The organism is Paraburkholderia caledonica NBRC 102488, assembly GCF_000685095.1.
Classification (GTDB): Bacteria; Pseudomonadota; Gammaproteobacteria; order Burkholderiales; family Burkholderiaceae; genus Paraburkholderia; species Paraburkholderia caledonica.
Genome location: NZ_BAYE01000007.1, coordinates 1 through 14,420, shown reverse-complemented (window position 1 = coordinate 14,420; position 14,420 = coordinate 1). Strand labels below are relative to the sequence as shown.

Here is a 14,420-nt window from a genome sequence, read left to right as displayed (position 1 = left end):
TTCCGGAAGCTCCGGCTGCATCTTCGACGGCGCGTGTGTACCGCACCGCTTCACTCTAATTCGTGGGCGCTGCTACGCCCGTACTACATGCATGCGCAATGTCAGCCAACCACCGCGCGTACCACCAGAATCAGTACGCCGATGAAAATCGCCGTGCTGATCAGCGCCGCGATAATGACGTGCACCGGGTTCAGTTGCGTTGCGTCGGCTTCAAGATCGCGCCGCTTACGCACGCCGAAAAACGACCAGAACACCGCCTTCATCGACTGGCCGAAACTGCTTCTGCGCGGGCCGCCGCTGTTATCGCTCATCGTTGTCTTCCTTCGCCGGCGGCATGGGCCGTCAGGCGGGATTGGCAGCAGTTGCCGCCGTCTCGGCCGGGAGCGCCGCGCTTCCGACCTTCGCCGTTGCCGGCGTGTTCAACTCGAAAAACGTGTACGACAACGTGATCGTTTTCACGTCCTTCGGCAGCTTCGGATCGACGACGAACACGACCGGCATCCGTTTCGTCTGATTCGCCGTCAACGTCTGCTGCGTAAAACAGAAGCACTCGATCTTCTTGAAGTACTCAGTTGCCTGTTTTGGCGCGTAGCTCGGAATGGCTTGCGCCTGGATCGTGCGCGCCTGTTCGTTGCTCACCTCGTACATCACTGTTGTCACTTCGCCCGGATGCACGTCCATGCTGCGCTGTTCCGGCTTGAAACCGAGCGGGCCGCGCGCGTTCGCATCGAATTCGATCGAAACCGTACGGCTCATGTCGACCTGCGTATTCTTCGCCTCGCGCACCGTTGCATCGCGCTGCACCAGGTTGTTGATGCCGGTGATCTGACAGATCGCGCGGTACATCGGCACGAGCGCAAAACCAAAGCCGAACATCATCAACGCGACGACGAACAGCTTGACCAGCATCGAACGGTTGAAAGAGCGATCGGCCTGAGCCGGCGGTTGCGTCGACATCTCAATCCTCAACAAACCTGCAAACTACACCTGGACCGGTTCCATCAGGAAAACCAACCCTGATTGATGATGACGCTCGCGAAAAATACCGCTGCGATTGCGAGCAGCACAAGACCTATCCGCCTGTTGCTCGCCCGAATCTGCTCCGGCGTACGTCTTTCCTGTGAATTGCGCGTCATGCTCGAGTTTCTGAATACCTGGTTACTGCCATTGCCGCGCTTTCGCCGCCGTCCGGTCCGGGCGACGATGCAATCACGTCGCCACGGAACCGGCTACTTCGCTAAACGACGATTACTCGACGGTCGGCGGGTTTTCGAACGTGTGGAACGGAGCAGGGCTCGGCACGGTCCACTCGAGGCCCGTTGCACCGTCCCACGGCTTGTCGCCGGCTTTTTCGTGGTCGCCGCCGCCGCGATACGCAGGCAACGCCACCGCGAACAGGAAGTACACCTGCGCGAGACCGAAGCCGAACGCGCCGATCGAAATCACCTGGTTCCAGTCGGTAAATTGAGCCGGATAGTCGGCGTAGCGACGCGGCATGCCTGCGAGACCGACGAAGTGCATGGGCAGGAACGCGAGGTTGAAGAAGAACATCGACGCCCAGAAGTGAATCTTGCCGCGCGTTTCGTTGTACATCCAGCCGGTCCACTTCGGCGCCCAGTAGTACCAGCCCGAGAACAACGCGAAGAGGGAGCCCGCCACTAGCACGTAGTGGAAGTGCGCGACCACGAAGTAAGTACCGTGGTACTGGATGTCGAGCGGCGCCATGGCGAGCATCAGGCCGGACAAGCCGCCGAACGTGAACACCAGCAGGAAGCCGACCGCGAACAGCATGGGCGTCTCGAAGGAGAGCGAACCGCGCCACATCGTGGCGACCCAGTTGAACACCTTCACGCCAGTCGGCACGGCGATGAGCATGGTCGCGTACATGAAGAACAGCTGGCCCGTCACCGGCATGCCGGTTGCGAACATGTGGTGCGCCCAGACCATGAACGACAGAATCGCGATGGACGACGTTGCGTACACCATCGAGCTATAGCCGAACAGCGGCTTGCGCGAGAACGCCGGAATGACCTGCGACACGATCCCGAACGCCGGCAAGATCATGATATACACCTCGGGGTGCCCGAAGAACCAGAAGATGTGCTGGTACATGACCGGGTCGCCGCCGCCCGCCGCGTTGAAGAACGACGTGCCGAAGTGGCGATCGAACAGCACCATGGTGATCGCGCCAGCCAGAACCGGCATCACGGCGATCAGCAGGTACGCGGTGATCAGCCAGGTCCAGACGAACATGGGCATTTTCATCAGCGTGAGGCCAGGCGCGCGCATGTTCAGGATCGTCACGACGATGTTGATCCCGCCCATGATCGACGAAGCACCCATAAGGTGGACCGCGAAAATCGCGAAGTCCATGCCCGGTCCCATCTGCGTGGACAGCGGCGCGTACAGCGTCCAGCCCGCGGCGGTCGCGCCGCCCGGCGAGAAGAACGAACCGACCAGCAGAACAGCCGCCACCGGCAGAAGCCAGAAGCTGAAGTTGTTCATGCGGGCAAAGGCCATGTCCGATGCGCCGATCTGCAGCGGCACCATCCAGTTCGCGAAGCCGACGAACGCCGGCATGATCGCGCCGAACACCATGATCAGCCCGTGCATGGTGGTCAACTGGTTGAAGAACTCGGGGCGCATGATCTGCAGGCCCGGCTCGAACAATTCGGCACGAATCATCAGCGCCATCACGCCCCCGGAGAGGAACATGGTGAACGAGAAGATCAGGTACAGCGTACCGATGTCCTTGTGGTTGGTTGCGAACAGCCAACGACGCCAGCCATGCGGCGTTTCGTGGGCATGGTCGCCGTGCACGTGCTCGTGGCCCGCGACTACATCGTGTCCGATGCTAGACATGACAATCTCCTAAAGCGAATACTGCGGTGCTGACCGTGACACGTCAGGCAGCCGGGCTGATCTGAACACGCCGGGCTTCTTTCGCGTCGCTGCCGCCCGTGATCGTTTCCGGCTTCTTCAAAATAATATGGTCTTCGGCGATGCCGGCTGCTTTCAACGCGTCGCGCACGGCTTCCGCACGGCTCTTCGCGAGCTTCGCGTTCGTCTCCGCGGAACCGCTGGCGTCGGTGAAGCCAGACAGCGTGAACTTCGCGTCCGGATGCGCCTTCGCGTAAGCCGCGGCTGCTTCGACCGCCGCTTTTGCGTCGGCCGGCAGCGTGCTCTTGCCGGTATCGAAGTAGACGCTCGCCGGCAACGCTGCTTGCGAAGCCGCCGCGCTTTCCGAACCTGCGGACGCTGCCTGCGCACCCGCTGCTTCCGAAGCCGCAGCACCCGACGCCGCTTCGGCGCCGCTCGCCGCCGCGCCTGCGTCGGCCAGATGGTTGCCGCCTTCCGGCAGTTTGCCGTTACGGGCGTCCGCAACCTGCTTCGGCTGGAGAATGTCGCCGGTGTGGTTGCCCCACGAATTACGTTCGAACGTGACCACCGAGGCAATCTCTACGTCGTTCAGCGTAGGTGCCCACGAAGGCATTGCGTTCTTGCCCTTCAACACGATGCTGACGTGCTCGGCAATCGCGCCGTTGGCAACCTTGCTGCCGTCGAGCGCCGGGAATGCGCCCGCGCCCTTGCCCGTAGGCTGATGGCAGACCGCGCAGTTCGCTGCATAGACCTTGCCGCCGCGCTCCATCAACTCGGCCATCGTATAAGTCTTGTTCGGATCGTCCTGACCCGCGGCCATTTTCTTCTTCTGGGTGTCGACCCACTTCGCGTAGTCGTCGGCGGAGAGCACCTCGACCACCACCGGCATGAACGCGTGTTCCTTGCCGCAAAGCTCGGTACAAAAGCCGCGGAAGGTACCGACCTTGTCAGCCTTGAACCACGTGTCGCGCACGAAACCAGGAATCGCGTCCTGCTTCACGCCGAAGGCCGGCACGTACCAGGAGTGGACCACGTCGTTGGCGGTGGTGATGATGCGGATTTTCTTGCCGACCGGCACGACCAGCGGGTTGTCGACTTCTTGCAGATACGTAGTGGAAATCGGCTGACGGCCGTCGGTTTCTGCACGCGGCGTGGCCAGCGTGGAGAGGAAGTTGATGCCCTCGCCCGGACCCTTCACGTAGTCGTAACCCCACTTCCACTGGTAGCCCGTGACCTTGATGGTGACGTCGGCATTGGTCGTGTCCTTCATTGCGACAACCGTCTTGGTGGCCGGCAACGCCATCAGCACGACGATGACGAACGGCACGATCGTCCAGATGATTTCGACGGTGGTGCTTTCGTGAAAATTCGAAGCCTTGTGGCCTTTCGATTTGCGGTGGGCAAAGATCGAATAGAACATCACAGCGAACACGCCGATGAAAATCACCGTGCAAAGAATCAGCATGAACGTGTGGAGGCTGTAGAGCTCCTCAGCGATTTTCGTCGCAGGCGGCTGGAGATTGATCTCGTTGACGGCAGGGCCGCCCGGAACATCGCCCACTGCCAGGGCTGCACCGGCGAAAAGCAGTCCGCTCATCGCCAGCACGCCCATGAGCGCTCGCTTGATTGTTTTCATAGCTTCCTTACCCAAAATTTCCATTCAAACCCTCGACCCCGCTGACCCCGTGACGGGCTGCCCGCGCTCCCCGTGAACGCCGCATGACCGGATGCGCCTAACAACGCGCGAGCCAGATACGCAACTCGCCGGCGAACTGCGCGCGCCGGTGCTGCGCGAGATGCTGCCCGATCATGATCGTCTCGCCGCGCGAGACCAGCTTGATCTGATCACGCGGTGTTGCGCCAGCCTCGATCCGCACCCAGCGCGGATTGAACTCGAACTGCGTGACCTGCTCGGCGCTCACCTGTTCGATTACAAGCCGGTTCTGAAACAACCGGATGCGTTCGTAATCGACAGCGTGGCGCGCATACATGGCAAACGCGACGCCCACCGCCAGCAATTCGATACCGGTGAACGGCAACACCAGCCAGGCGCCGACCAGAACCAGCATGAAAGCAATTGCCAGCGAGAACAACGCGAGCGACACGTAGAAACACACGAACTGCCGCGGCGACATGGAGCAGTTGCGCTTCATGGTCCAGTCCTTCAGGACCGGTTCTGAATCCGCCAGCAGATCTGATGCATCCATCGCTGCCTCCCGCCGAACGTCACCAACGCGTCAACACGCGCCACCAACGGCCGCCTGCAATGCCCGACAGTGACCTCAACCCGCGACCTCATATTCCGGCCGCCCAACCGCCACCGCGTCAACTCGTGTTGCAGCCCGTGCCTCGGGCCTGCCGCCCCAAATGTGGGAACTCCGGGCGACAAACTGACGCATTATAGGCGCGATCCATAGCATCCACAAGCAAGCCCCGACAGCCTCACAAGCCAGGCGCGACAAGCCTCCGCGCCGTTTTGCCGCACCTTTTTCACGGCTTTGAAAGCGGTAATTTCAGACATAACAGATGTCCTCTTTACCTCTTTAGCGATTCCTCCACGAGCCTCGCCCAATGTCCTCTATTCGCACGATGCCGTGTCCTTCCGCCGTCGTGCGCGGCACCGCTTTCCACGCGTGTCCGTAGATCACCTCGAAGGTCAGCGCGATCGTTCCGTCGCCGCGCCGACGCGCTTCGAGCGCTGCCAGCAACGCTCTGTGCAACCGCCGTGCCGCCGCGCCCGACGACTCTTCGCGCTCGAACGGATACGCGCCCCAGCGGCGCACGTCCGCGAGCAGCGACTCGGGCGACTTATAGGTGATTGTGATGGTTTCCTGGTCCATCACGGGAATTTCGAAACCGCTTTCGACCAGCATGTCGCCAAGGTCATGCATGTCGACAAAGTCGATTACATGCTTGCGCGAGCCGACACCGTGCGCCGCTTCCACTTCGGCGTATGCGCCGCGCAACTCTTTCAGGGTGTCGGGTCCGAGGGTACTGAACATCAGCAGCCCGTTCACCTTGAGCACGCGCTGCCACTCAGGGAACACGAGGTCCGGGCGCGAGTGCCAGTGAAGTGCGAGATTGGACCAGATGAATTCGAAGGCGCCAGCCGCGAAAGGCAGCGCGGAAAAGTCCGCTTGCGCGAAGCGCGGACCGCGTGCGCCAAGCGCCTTGCCCAACGTGGCCGGCAAGAAGCGCCGCCAGCTCGTGTCGCCGGAATCGTGGCGCAGCGCGCGAGCGAGCATGCCGTGCGACAGGTCCGAGCCGAACACAGGCGCTTCCGGGAAGCGCTCACGCAATGCAGGAATGTCTTCCCCTGCACCGCAACCGGCATCGAGCACGCTTGCCGGCGCGACCTTGATGTAATCGAGACGCTCGCGCATGCGCTGGGCGATCTCGCGCGGCAGGAAGGCGACGTCGTCGAAAGTCGTTGCACGGCGGTCGAAAATCCGCCTGAGGCGCTGGGAATCGTAGGCCGGACGGCCTGATTGAGCGGAAGTTGGGGGCATGGGTGTCGTACTGGCGTAGAGCCCGAAGTATACTCGTTCGCTTCCTCCGCTTCAGTGCGAAAGGCCTTTGCGGCCGCCAGTGCATGACATTCCGAGCATATTTTTCGTCGTCAGCCAGTCCGTTCTCGCGATTCGCGCGCGGCGTGCGTTCGGCGTGGCCGCATGCAATGCACGCGATCTTGCCTAACGCCTGCGCTTTGTGCGGCAATTTGTCGCACAGCACGCTGTGCCCCTTTTGCGACGAATCCTATTGGAACGAGAGTGCGTTGCGTTGTCGCGTCTGCGCCGAGCCGCTGACATTCGCGCGAAGGGAACAGCACGCGTCTTATCGCTGCGCAGATTGCGTCGTCGAAAACCCGCCGTTCGACGCGACATTCGCGCTCGCCGACTATCGCGCGCCGCTCGACGCGCTCGCAGTCGGCCTTAAGTTTCGCGCCCAGCTGATGCTGGCGCGCGAATTCTCGCGGCGGCTTGCCCGGCTCGCGCAAGATACCTGGCAAGAGCCGTCCGACTGCCCCGATGTCATCGCTCCCGTACCGCTCGCAGACCGGCGTCTCAGAGAACGTGGCTATAACCAGGCATGGCAGATCGCCAGAGCGCTGGCTCGCTCGTTGAAGGTGCCGGCCGACCCGATCCTGGTGCGCCGCGTGATCGACACTGCGCCGCAGTCGCGGCTCGATCTCGACGCGCGCCGCCTCAACGTGGGCCGTGCATTCCAGCTTGCCGGAAGAGTTGAAGGACTGCATGTAGGCATCGTCGACGATGTAATGACGACCGGCGCAACGCTCGAAGCGCTCGCCCGCACGCTGAAGGCAGCCGGTGCGCGGCGCGTCACGAACTTCGTCGCATTGCGCACTCCGAAAAACTAGTTTCTACCTGATCACTCTATGTTCAACGTCGTTCTTGTCGAACCGGAAATTCCGCCGAATACCGGCAACGTCATCCGCTTGTGCGCCAACACGGGGGCGCGACTGCATCTGATCGAGCCGCTCGGCTTTCCGCTCGACGACGCCAAGCTGCGCCGCGCCGGCCTCGACTATCACGAGTACGCGCAAATGAAGGTGCATGCCGACTGGGCCGCCTTCATTGCGAAAGAGTCACCGGATCCGTCGCGCATGTTCGCGTTCACCACGCGCGGCTCGGGCCGCTTCCACGAGCACGCGTTCGAATCGGGCGACTGGTTCGTGTTCGGCGCGGAAACGCGAGGCTTGCCCGACTCGGTGCTCGAACAGTTTCCGAACGAGCAGCGCGTGCGCCTGCCGATGCGTCCCGGCAACCGCAGCCTGAACCTGTCGAATACAGTCGCGATCGTGGTGTTCGAAGCGTGGCGTCAAACAGGTTTCGACGGCGGCGCCTGACGGCGCTGCAACTCAGCCTGATAGCGCTCGAACATCGCGTGATCGAAGCAGGCGAAGATCACCTGCTCGAGCTGCGGCATGCGAGGTAGATTTTCGACTACCGTTTGGACCGCGATACGAACTGCTTCATCGGCAGGAAAACGGTAGATGCCGCAACTAATCGCGGGGAATGCAATGCTCGCGCAGTTTGCCTCGCGCGCTACTTCAAGCGAGCGCTGATAACTGGAAGCCAGCAGATCGGCCTCGCCATGCGTGCCGCCGCGCCAGACCGGGCCCACCGCGTGAATCACATAGCGCGCCGGCAGATGGTAGCCGCGCGTAAGCTTCGCGTCGCCTGTCGCGCAGCCGCCAAGCGCTTCGCATTCGCCCAGCAATTCCTTGCCTGCGGCGCGATGAATCGCGCCGTCCACACCGCCGCCGCCGAGCAATGACGTATTGGCTGCGTTGACAATGGCGTCCACGTCGAGAGTCGTGATGTCGGCCACGCGGGCCTCCAGCGTGCAACCACCGATATTGAGCATATGAGCCTCGCTGATCCGTAGCGTCGATAGACGATGGACAGCGAGTGCAGACAGCCGTTCAGCGTCGTTACACGCCAAACGGCTGACAGACAGCGCGCCCGTAACGTGGGCGGCGGCTTATTCGGCCTTCGAATCGCGCCGCAGCAGGGCGCTGACGGCGTCGCGCGGCGCAACGCCGTCGAACAGCACGGCACAGACCGCCTGGGTGATCGGCATTTCAATTGCATGAGCACGCGCGATTGCGAGAACCGCTTGCGCGCAACGCACGCCTTCGGCCACATGGCCCAGTCCGCCGAGAATATCGGCGAGCGAGCGGCCTCCGGCGAGCTGCACGCCGACCGTGCGGTTGCGCGACAGATCGCCGGTCGCGGTGAGAATCAGATCGCCGAGCCCCGTTAAACCGGTGAACGTCTCCGCGCGTCCGCCGAGCGTCACGCCGAGACGCGACATTTCCGCGAGTCCGCGCGTGATCAGCGCCGCGCGCGCGTTCAGTCCGAGACCTAGACCGTCGGCGATACCAGTTGCAATCGCCAGCACGTTTTTCACCGCGCCGCCTACTTCTACGCCGACGATGTCGTCGCCCGTATAAATGCGCATCGCGCCGTGATGAAACGCCGCAACCGTGCGCTCGCGACAGGCCGCCGAAGCGCTCGCGATGGTCAGCGCAACCGGCAAGCCCCGGCCGACTTCCCGCGCGAAACTCGGCCCCGACAACACGCCATTGCTGCCGTGCGCGGGCAGCTCGGCCGCGACCACCTGATGCGGCAACAACTGCGACTCCGCCTCGAAACCTTTGCAGAGCCACACGATATGCGCGGGCACTTTGCCCGCATCGCGCATCGACTGGAACAGGGCGCGCAGTCCGGCCACGGGCGTGGCCACGACGCATAGCGCATCGTCGGCAAGCGCGTGGTCGAGCGCCGCGTTCAGGTCCGCTTCGTAGCGAAGCGCCGACGGCAAGGCAACGCCCGCCAGATAGCGGGCGTTTTCGTGCGAAGCGGAGAGATCTGCGACCAGCGCGGGCTCGCGCGCCCACAACAGCGTGTCGTGCCTGACGGCCAGATGGCCGGCGAGGGCCGTGCCCCATGCGCCGGCTCCGAGGACAGCAACCTTCATAGCCGGCACTGCCTGCGACACTTAGTGCGTGACGCCGTTTTGCGCTGCGCCGTCCTGGCCGCCCATCTGCGCGAGGCGTTGCTCATAGAGCGCCTGGAAGTTGATTTCGGCGAGGTGAATCGGCGGGAAGCCGGCGCGCGTGATCGCGTCGGCAATGTTCGAGCGCAGGTACGGGAACAGGATGGTCGGGCACGCAATGCCGACGAGCGGATCGACCTGTTCAGCCGGAATGTTGCGAATATCGAAAATGCCTGCCTGCTTGGCTTCGATCAGGAACGCGACCTTGTCCGACACCTTGGCGGTCACGGTGCCCGTCACGAGAATTTCGAACACGGTGTCGGCGAGGCGCTCGGCCTTCACGTCGACTTCCACTTCCACCGACGGCATTTCCTGCTCGAGGAAAATACCCGGCGAATTGGGCTGCTCGAGCGACATGTCCTTCAGATAAATGCGCTGGATGTTGAAGAACGGCTGGTTATTCTCGTCGGACATGATTGAGTGATTCCCTGATAGGTATGCGTAGCGGCGGCCCATGAAGTCACAGGCCGCCAGATAGTTGCGGCGCGCCGCCTGCCCTCGCGGGGCGACGATGCGCCGGCTTGTATTTCACCCGCCGCTTCCGGCGCCCAACGGCGCGAGAATTCAGGCGGCTTCGAGCAGAGGCGTCAGACCGCCCGCGCGATCGAGCGCGGAGAGATCGTCATACCCGCCAACGTGCGTCTCGCCGATGAACACCTGCGGCACCGTGCGACGACCGGTCCGGGTCATCATCTCCTCACGACGGGCCGGGTCCTTGTCGATCAGTACTTTTTCGATATTCTCGACGCCGCGCGACTTTAAAAGACGTTCGGCCATCTGGCAATACGGGCACACCTGTGTGCTGTACATGATCACTTTGTTCACTTGGCTACTCCTTGTTTCACAACCGGCATGCCGGCTTTCTGCCAGGCGTCGACGCCGCCTTCCAGAACGTGGACTTCCGCATATCCTGCATCCTGCACGATACGCGCTGCCTTGTTCGACTGCTGGCCGGTCTGGCAAACCAGCAGCACGGGGTTGTTCTTATTCTTCACCAGTTGCGCGACCTTTGCTTGCAACTCGGCAAATTCCAGGTGCCGCGCCGCGGGCAAATGCCCTTTGGCGAAGTCGGCCGGCGGACGCAGATCGATGACCGCCGCATTGCGCCGATTGATCAACTGCGTGGCTTCGGCGGCCGACAGGCCACCGCGGCCGCGCCGGCTAATGGTCGGCCACAGCAGCAACCCACCGGAGATGAGGACGATCGCAATGAGAACAAGGTTTGTGTAATCAGTGAAAAACTTCACGGAAGATCCGCCGAAAAAGAGAGAAATCGGAAAGGGCAATCCGGGCATTATAAAATAAGCGTCTGACGCGATGGCGGCGCTCCTCGACGTGCGCCTGGCAGCGCTTACCGCTTCCTTACTACCGACCGGCAATCTTATGTACAAACTCGTTCTCATCCGCCACGGCGAATCGACGTGGAACAAGGAAAACCGCTTCACGGGGTGGGTCGACGTCGACCTCACCGAGCAGGGCAACCGCGAAGCGCAGCAGGCGGGCGTGCTGCTGAAGGAATCCGGCTATTCGTTCGACATCGCTTACACGTCCGTGCTCAAACGCGCTGTCCGCACGCTGTGGCATGTGCAGGATCAGATGGATCAGATGTACATACCCGTCGTGCATTCGTGGCGTCTGAACGAGCGCCACTACGGCGCCCTGTCGGGTCTGAACAAGGCCGAAACCGCAGCGAAATTCGGCGACGAACAGGTGCTGGTCTGGCGCCGCAGCTACGACACGCCGCCGCCTGCGCTCGAACCGACGGACGAGCGCGCGCCGTACAACGATCCGCGTTACGCCAAGGTGCCGCGCGAACAGCTGCCGCTCACCGAGTGCCTGAAGGATACGGTGGCGCGCGTGCTGCCGCTGTGGAACGAGTCGATTGCGCCGGCCATCAAGTCGGGCCGCAAGGTGGTGATCGCGGCGCACGGCAACTCGATCCGCGCATTGGTGAAGTACCTCGACAACATCTCGGACGAGGATATCGTCGGGCTGAATATTCCGAACGGCGTGCCGCTCGTCTATGAACTGGACGAGAACCTGAAGCCGCTGAAGCACTACTATCTGGGAGACCAGGAAGCGATCGCGAAGGCACAGGCTGCAGTCGCGAAGCAAGGCAAGGCGGGCTGATTCCGCTGCGCAGCTATTTGCAGAGTGACGGCAACTTAGCTGCCTTTTGTCGCGTCGCAGCGCTTCTTTGTTAAAGATGGTTGCGGCGAAGCTGACCGCAAGCGCCGCGGCGCGCCACAAACGGACCACGCCGACCAGCAAGACGTACCGGTCAGCGCGGTCCGCTTTCTTCGATCGCGTCCATTCTGATCGCGATCCACTTCCACTGTTACGGCACATTACTTCGACGTCGCGTGCGCGTTGCGCCGAACCCGGCACGCTTCGCGCTGTCGAATCACGATTGCCTGCACCGCGCCCTGAGTTGGCGGGTGTGCAGTTATACTTGTCCGTCCCCATCTCTATCGACGCTGCCACGCGCTTCCGACCGCAACAGACTCTATGCGAAAGAACCTGAAAAATATCGGCCTGATCGCCGCGGGCCTTGCTACCGGTGTATTCGCCACTTTGCAACTTTCGGCCTCGGCCCAGCAGCCCGCCAGCGCCGCCGCCACTCCGTTGCCGCTGGACCAGCTCAGGCTGTTTGCCGAAGTGTTCGGGCAGATCAAGCACGAGTACGTCGAACCTGTCGACGATAAAAAGCTTCTCACCGCCGCAATCAAAGGCATGGTGTCGAGCCTCGACCCGCATTCGTCCTACCTCGACAAGACCGATTACGAGGAACTGCAGGAGCAGACCAAAGGTCGCTTCGCGGGCCTCGGCATTGAAATTTCGTCGGAAGACGGCCTGATCAAAGTGATCTCGCCGATCGAAGACACGCCCGCGTTCCGCGCCGGGATTCGTCCGGGCGACCTGATCACGCGCATCAACGACAAGCCCGTACGCGGCATGACGCTCGACCAGGCGGTCAAGCAGATGCGCGGCGAGCCGGGCACCAAGGTTACGCTCACGATCTTCCGCAAGACCGACGACCGCACTTTCCCGCTCACGGTGACGCGAGCGCTCATCAAGGTGCAGTCGGTCAAGATGAAGATTCTCGCGCCGGGCTACGCGTATGTGCGTATCACCAGCTTCCAGGAACGCACCACGCCGGACCTCGCCGCCAAGCTGCAGGACATTGCGCGTCAGCAGCCGAATCTGAAGGGTCTCGTGCTCGACCTGCGCAACAACGGCGGCGGGTTGCTGCAAAGCGCGGTCGGCGTAGCCGGCGCGTTCCTGCCGCCGAACTCGGTCGTCGTGTCCACCAACGGGCAGATTCCGGATTCGAAGCAGGTCTATCGCGACACTTACGACAACTACCGTCTGCAGTCCTTCGACTCCGACCCGCTGAAAGACGAAGCGCCGATCTTCAAGACCGTGCCCATGATCGTGCTGACCAACGCCTACTCGGCGTCGGCATCGGAGATCGTCGCGGGCGCGCTGCAGGATCAGCATCGTGCGCTGATCGTCGGCAAGACGACCTTCGGCAAGGGCTCGGTGCAGACCGTGCGGCCCATGACCGCCGACACGGCGTTGCGCCTGACCACGGCCTACTACTACACGCCGAGCGGTCGTTCCATCCAGAACAAGGGTATCCGTCCTGACATCGCGGTCGATCAGTACGCGGAAGGCGATCCGGACGACGCACTCGTCACGCGCGAAGTCGACTACTCGAATCACCTTGCCAACACGCAAGACCCGAACGAGAAAAAGGAAGCCGAGAAGCGCGAGCAGGATCGCATGGACCAGTTGCGTCAGCTCGAAGAGCAGAACGACAAGAAAACGCCGGAACAGCGCCAGAAAGATCGCGAGCGCAAGCCGGTCGAATTCGGTTCCGCCGACGACTTCATGCTGGCCCAAGCCTTGAACAAGCTAGAAGGCAAGCCGGTTCAGGAATCGAAGTCGGTGACCGAGCGCCGACTCGCGCAGAACAAGCCGGCCACGTCGGCGTCCGCGCCGGTCGCGGTGAAGCCGACGCAACCGGTGCCGGGCGCGTCGGGTGTTGCGCCGGCATCCGCACCGGCTACTCAGAGCAAGTAAGCAGCACGACTCACGTGTCTTCGCGGCGCAAGCCGCCGTGAAGACACGCAGCGAAGAAGACACGCTGGCCCCTCATGAATGACGATCAACTCCTTCGCTATTCCCGCCATATTCTCGTCGACGAAATCGGCATCGAGGCGCAACAGCGCTTTATCGATGCGCACGCGATCATTGTCGGCGCGGGTGGACTGGGTTCGCCTGCCGCGATGTATCTCGCGGCGGCCGGCGTCGGACGCTTGACGCTAGTCGATGCCGATACAGTCGATCTCACCAATCTGCAACGGCAGATCCTGCATGTGAGCGCGTCGGTCGGACGCAAGAAGGTGGAGTCCGGCCGCGACACGCTCGCGCAAATCAATCCCGAAGTGACAGTGAACGCGGTGGCCGAACGCGTCGACGACGCGTGGCTTGATCGTCATGTGCCGGCCGCCACAGTGGTGCTCGATTGCACCGACAACTTCGCCACGCGCCACGCGATCAATCGCGCCTGCGTGAAGCATGGCGTACCGCTGGTGTCGGGCGCCGCATTGCGCTTCGACGGCCAGATCAGCACGTTCGACTTCCGCAACGAAGCATCGCCGTGTTACGCGTGTGTATTCCCCGAAGACCAGCCGTTCGAGGAAGTCGCGTGCTCGACCATGGGCGTGTTTGCGCCGACGGTCGGCATCATCGGCTCGATGCAGGCAGCGGAAGCGCTGAAGGTCATCGGCGAAATCGGCACGCCGCTGGTCGGCCGGCTGACCATGCTCGATTCGCTGCGAATGGAGTGGACCACCATGCGCATTGCGCGTCAGCCCGATTGCCCGGTATGCGGACAGCCCCACCGCCCTTGAACAGAGGTACGAAGCCAAAATGAAAAACGCCGCACAATG

General features: G+C 62.3%; 17 protein-coding genes. 5 read left to right on the top strand and 12 right to left on the bottom strand.

Features of this window, described 5'->3' with window-relative positions:
* Positions 1–101: 101 nt before the first annotated feature.
* The 7 genes from BCA01S_RS15995 to BCA01S_RS15965 all read right to left on the bottom strand — a co-directional run bounded on the left by BCA01S_RS15995 (position 102) and on the right by BCA01S_RS15965 (position 6,389).
* Positions 102–311: a DUF2970 domain-containing protein gene (locus BCA01S_RS15995; RefSeq protein ID WP_027777772.1), complete on the bottom strand. Its 210-nt coding sequence runs from the start codon at positions 309–311 to the stop codon at positions 102–104.
* 31 nt (positions 312–342) lie between these two features.
* Positions 343–957 (bottom strand): cytochrome c oxidase assembly protein, encoded by a 615-nt coding sequence (locus tag BCA01S_RS15990; protein ID WP_020067031.1) that lies wholly within the window; start codon positions 955–957, stop codon positions 343–345.
* A 44-nt stretch (positions 958–1,001) separates the two neighbouring features.
* Positions 1,002–1,136 carry a cytochrome oxidase small assembly protein gene (locus BCA01S_RS38790; protein ID WP_020067032.1) on the bottom strand — a complete coding sequence of 45 codons (135 nt, stop codon included), beginning with the start codon at positions 1,134–1,136 and terminating at the stop codon, positions 1,002–1,004.
* 112 nt (positions 1,137–1,248) lie between these two features.
* Positions 1,249–2,862, bottom strand: a complete 1,614-nt coding sequence (gene ctaD, locus BCA01S_RS15980) for a cytochrome c oxidase subunit I (RefSeq protein ID WP_020067033.1) — start codon at positions 2,860–2,862, stop codon at positions 1,249–1,251.
* A 43-nt stretch (positions 2,863–2,905) separates the two neighbouring features.
* Positions 2,906–4,540 (bottom strand): cytochrome c oxidase subunit II, encoded by a 1,635-nt coding sequence (gene coxB / locus BCA01S_RS15975; protein ID WP_027777771.1) that lies wholly within the window; start codon positions 4,538–4,540, stop codon positions 2,906–2,908.
* Between the two features lie 73 nt (positions 4,541–4,613).
* Positions 4,614–5,087, bottom strand: a complete 474-nt coding sequence (locus BCA01S_RS15970) for a DUF2244 domain-containing protein (protein WP_027777770.1) — start codon at positions 5,085–5,087, stop codon at positions 4,614–4,616.
* A 336-nt stretch (positions 5,088–5,423) separates the two neighbouring features.
* Complete coding sequence (locus tag BCA01S_RS15965) at positions 5,424–6,389, bottom strand: methyltransferase domain-containing protein (protein ID WP_027777769.1); 966 nt, start codon at positions 6,387–6,389, stop codon at positions 5,424–5,426.
* Between the two features lie 83 nt (positions 6,390–6,472).
* Here BCA01S_RS15965 and BCA01S_RS15960 point away from each other — a divergent pair, with 83 nt between their 5' ends.
* Positions 6,473–7,258, top strand: coding sequence for a ComF family protein (locus tag BCA01S_RS15960; RefSeq protein ID WP_027777768.1), 786 nt, complete (start codon positions 6,473–6,475; stop codon positions 7,256–7,258).
* Between the two features lie 18 nt (positions 7,259–7,276).
* Positions 7,277–7,747 carry a tRNA (uridine(34)/cytosine(34)/5-carboxymethylaminomethyluridine(34)-2'-O)-methyltransferase TrmL gene (gene trmL / locus BCA01S_RS15955; RefSeq protein ID WP_027777767.1) on the top strand — a complete coding sequence of 157 codons (471 nt, stop codon included), beginning with the start codon at positions 7,277–7,279 and terminating at the stop codon, positions 7,745–7,747.
* Here the strand turns inward: trmL and BCA01S_RS15950 are convergent.
* From BCA01S_RS15950 to BCA01S_RS15930, 5 genes are all read right to left on the bottom strand, one after another.
* Positions 7,720–8,268, bottom strand: a complete 549-nt coding sequence (locus BCA01S_RS15950; RefSeq protein ID WP_027777766.1) for an O-acetyl-ADP-ribose deacetylase — start codon at positions 8,266–8,268, stop codon at positions 7,720–7,722. The genes trmL and BCA01S_RS15950 overlap by 28 nt on opposite strands.
* A gap of 117 nt (positions 8,269–8,385) precedes the next feature.
* Positions 8,386–9,384 (bottom strand): NAD(P)H-dependent glycerol-3-phosphate dehydrogenase, encoded by a 999-nt coding sequence (locus BCA01S_RS15945; RefSeq protein ID WP_027777765.1) that lies wholly within the window; start codon positions 9,382–9,384, stop codon positions 8,386–8,388.
* A gap of 21 nt (positions 9,385–9,405) precedes the next feature.
* Positions 9,406–9,876, bottom strand: coding sequence for a protein-export chaperone SecB (secB, locus tag BCA01S_RS15940; protein WP_027777764.1), 471 nt, complete (start codon positions 9,874–9,876; stop codon positions 9,406–9,408).
* 150 nt (positions 9,877–10,026) lie between these two features.
* A complete protein-coding gene (gene grxC / locus BCA01S_RS15935; RefSeq protein ID WP_027777763.1) occupies positions 10,027–10,287 on the bottom strand; it encodes a glutaredoxin 3 in 261 nt (86 codons plus the stop codon).
* A complete protein-coding gene (locus BCA01S_RS15930; protein WP_027777762.1) occupies positions 10,284–10,709 on the bottom strand; it encodes a rhodanese-like domain-containing protein in 426 nt (141 codons plus the stop codon). The genes grxC and BCA01S_RS15930 overlap by 4 nt, the downstream gene beginning before the upstream one ends.
* Positions 10,710–10,845: 136 nt before the next feature.
* Here BCA01S_RS15930 and gpmA point away from each other — a divergent pair, with 136 nt between their 5' ends.
* The 3 genes from gpmA to BCA01S_RS15915 all read left to right on the top strand — a co-directional run bounded on the left by gpmA (position 10,846) and on the right by BCA01S_RS15915 (position 14,381).
* Positions 10,846–11,592: a 2,3-diphosphoglycerate-dependent phosphoglycerate mutase gene (gene gpmA / locus BCA01S_RS15925; RefSeq protein WP_020067044.1), complete on the top strand. Its 747-nt coding sequence runs from the start codon at positions 10,846–10,848 to the stop codon at positions 11,590–11,592.
* A gap of 378 nt (positions 11,593–11,970) precedes the next feature.
* The gene (locus BCA01S_RS15920; RefSeq protein ID WP_027777761.1) at positions 11,971–13,548 is read left to right on the top strand and encodes a S41 family peptidase; all 1,578 of its coding nucleotides are present in this window, start codon (positions 11,971–11,973) and stop codon (positions 13,546–13,548) included.
* Positions 13,549–13,622: 74 nt separating this feature from the next.
* The gene (locus tag BCA01S_RS15915; protein WP_027777760.1) at positions 13,623–14,381 is read left to right on the top strand and encodes a HesA/MoeB/ThiF family protein; all 759 of its coding nucleotides are present in this window, start codon (positions 13,623–13,625) and stop codon (positions 14,379–14,381) included.
* Positions 14,382–14,420: the final 39 nt, after the last annotated feature.

Coding starts and splice junctions, on each gene's coding strand:
- BCA01S_RS15995 (WP_027777772.1), bottom strand. CDS start 311: ATGAGCGATAACAGCGGCGGCCCGCGCAGAAGCAGTTTCGGCCAGTCG.
- BCA01S_RS15990 (WP_020067031.1), bottom strand. CDS start 957: ATGTCGACGCAACCGCCGGCTCAGGCCGATCGCTCTTTCAACCGTTCG.
- BCA01S_RS38790 (WP_020067032.1), bottom strand. CDS start 1,136: ATGACGCGCAATTCACAGGAAAGACGTACGCCGGAGCAGATTCGGGCG.
- ctaD (WP_020067033.1), bottom strand. CDS start 2,862: ATGTCTAGCATCGGACACGATGTAGTCGCGGGCCACGAGCACGTGCAC.
- coxB (WP_027777771.1), bottom strand. CDS start 4,540: ATGGAAATTTTGGGTAAGGAAGCTATGAAAACAATCAAGCGAGCGCTC.
- BCA01S_RS15970 (WP_027777770.1), bottom strand. CDS start 5,087: ATGGATGCATCAGATCTGCTGGCGGATTCAGAACCGGTCCTGAAGGAC.
- BCA01S_RS15965 (WP_027777769.1), bottom strand. CDS start 6,389: ATGCCCCCAACTTCCGCTCAATCAGGCCGTCCGGCCTACGATTCCCAG.
- BCA01S_RS15960 (WP_027777768.1), top strand. CDS start 6,473: ATGACATTCCGAGCATATTTTTCGTCGTCAGCCAGTCCGTTCTCGCGA.
- trmL (WP_027777767.1), top strand. CDS start 7,277: ATGTTCAACGTCGTTCTTGTCGAACCGGAAATTCCGCCGAATACCGGC.
- BCA01S_RS15950 (WP_027777766.1), bottom strand. CDS start 8,268: ATGCTCAATATCGGTGGTTGCACGCTGGAGGCCCGCGTGGCCGACATC.
- BCA01S_RS15945 (WP_027777765.1), bottom strand. CDS start 9,384: ATGAAGGTTGCTGTCCTCGGAGCCGGCGCATGGGGCACGGCCCTCGCC.
- secB (WP_027777764.1), bottom strand. CDS start 9,876: ATGTCCGACGAGAATAACCAGCCGTTCTTCAACATCCAGCGCATTTAT.
- gpmA (WP_020067044.1), top strand. CDS start 10,846: ATGTACAAACTCGTTCTCATCCGCCACGGCGAATCGACGTGGAACAAG.
- BCA01S_RS15920 (WP_027777761.1), top strand. CDS start 11,971: ATGCGAAAGAACCTGAAAAATATCGGCCTGATCGCCGCGGGCCTTGCT.
- BCA01S_RS15915 (WP_027777760.1), top strand. CDS start 13,623: ATGAATGACGATCAACTCCTTCGCTATTCCCGCCATATTCTCGTCGAC.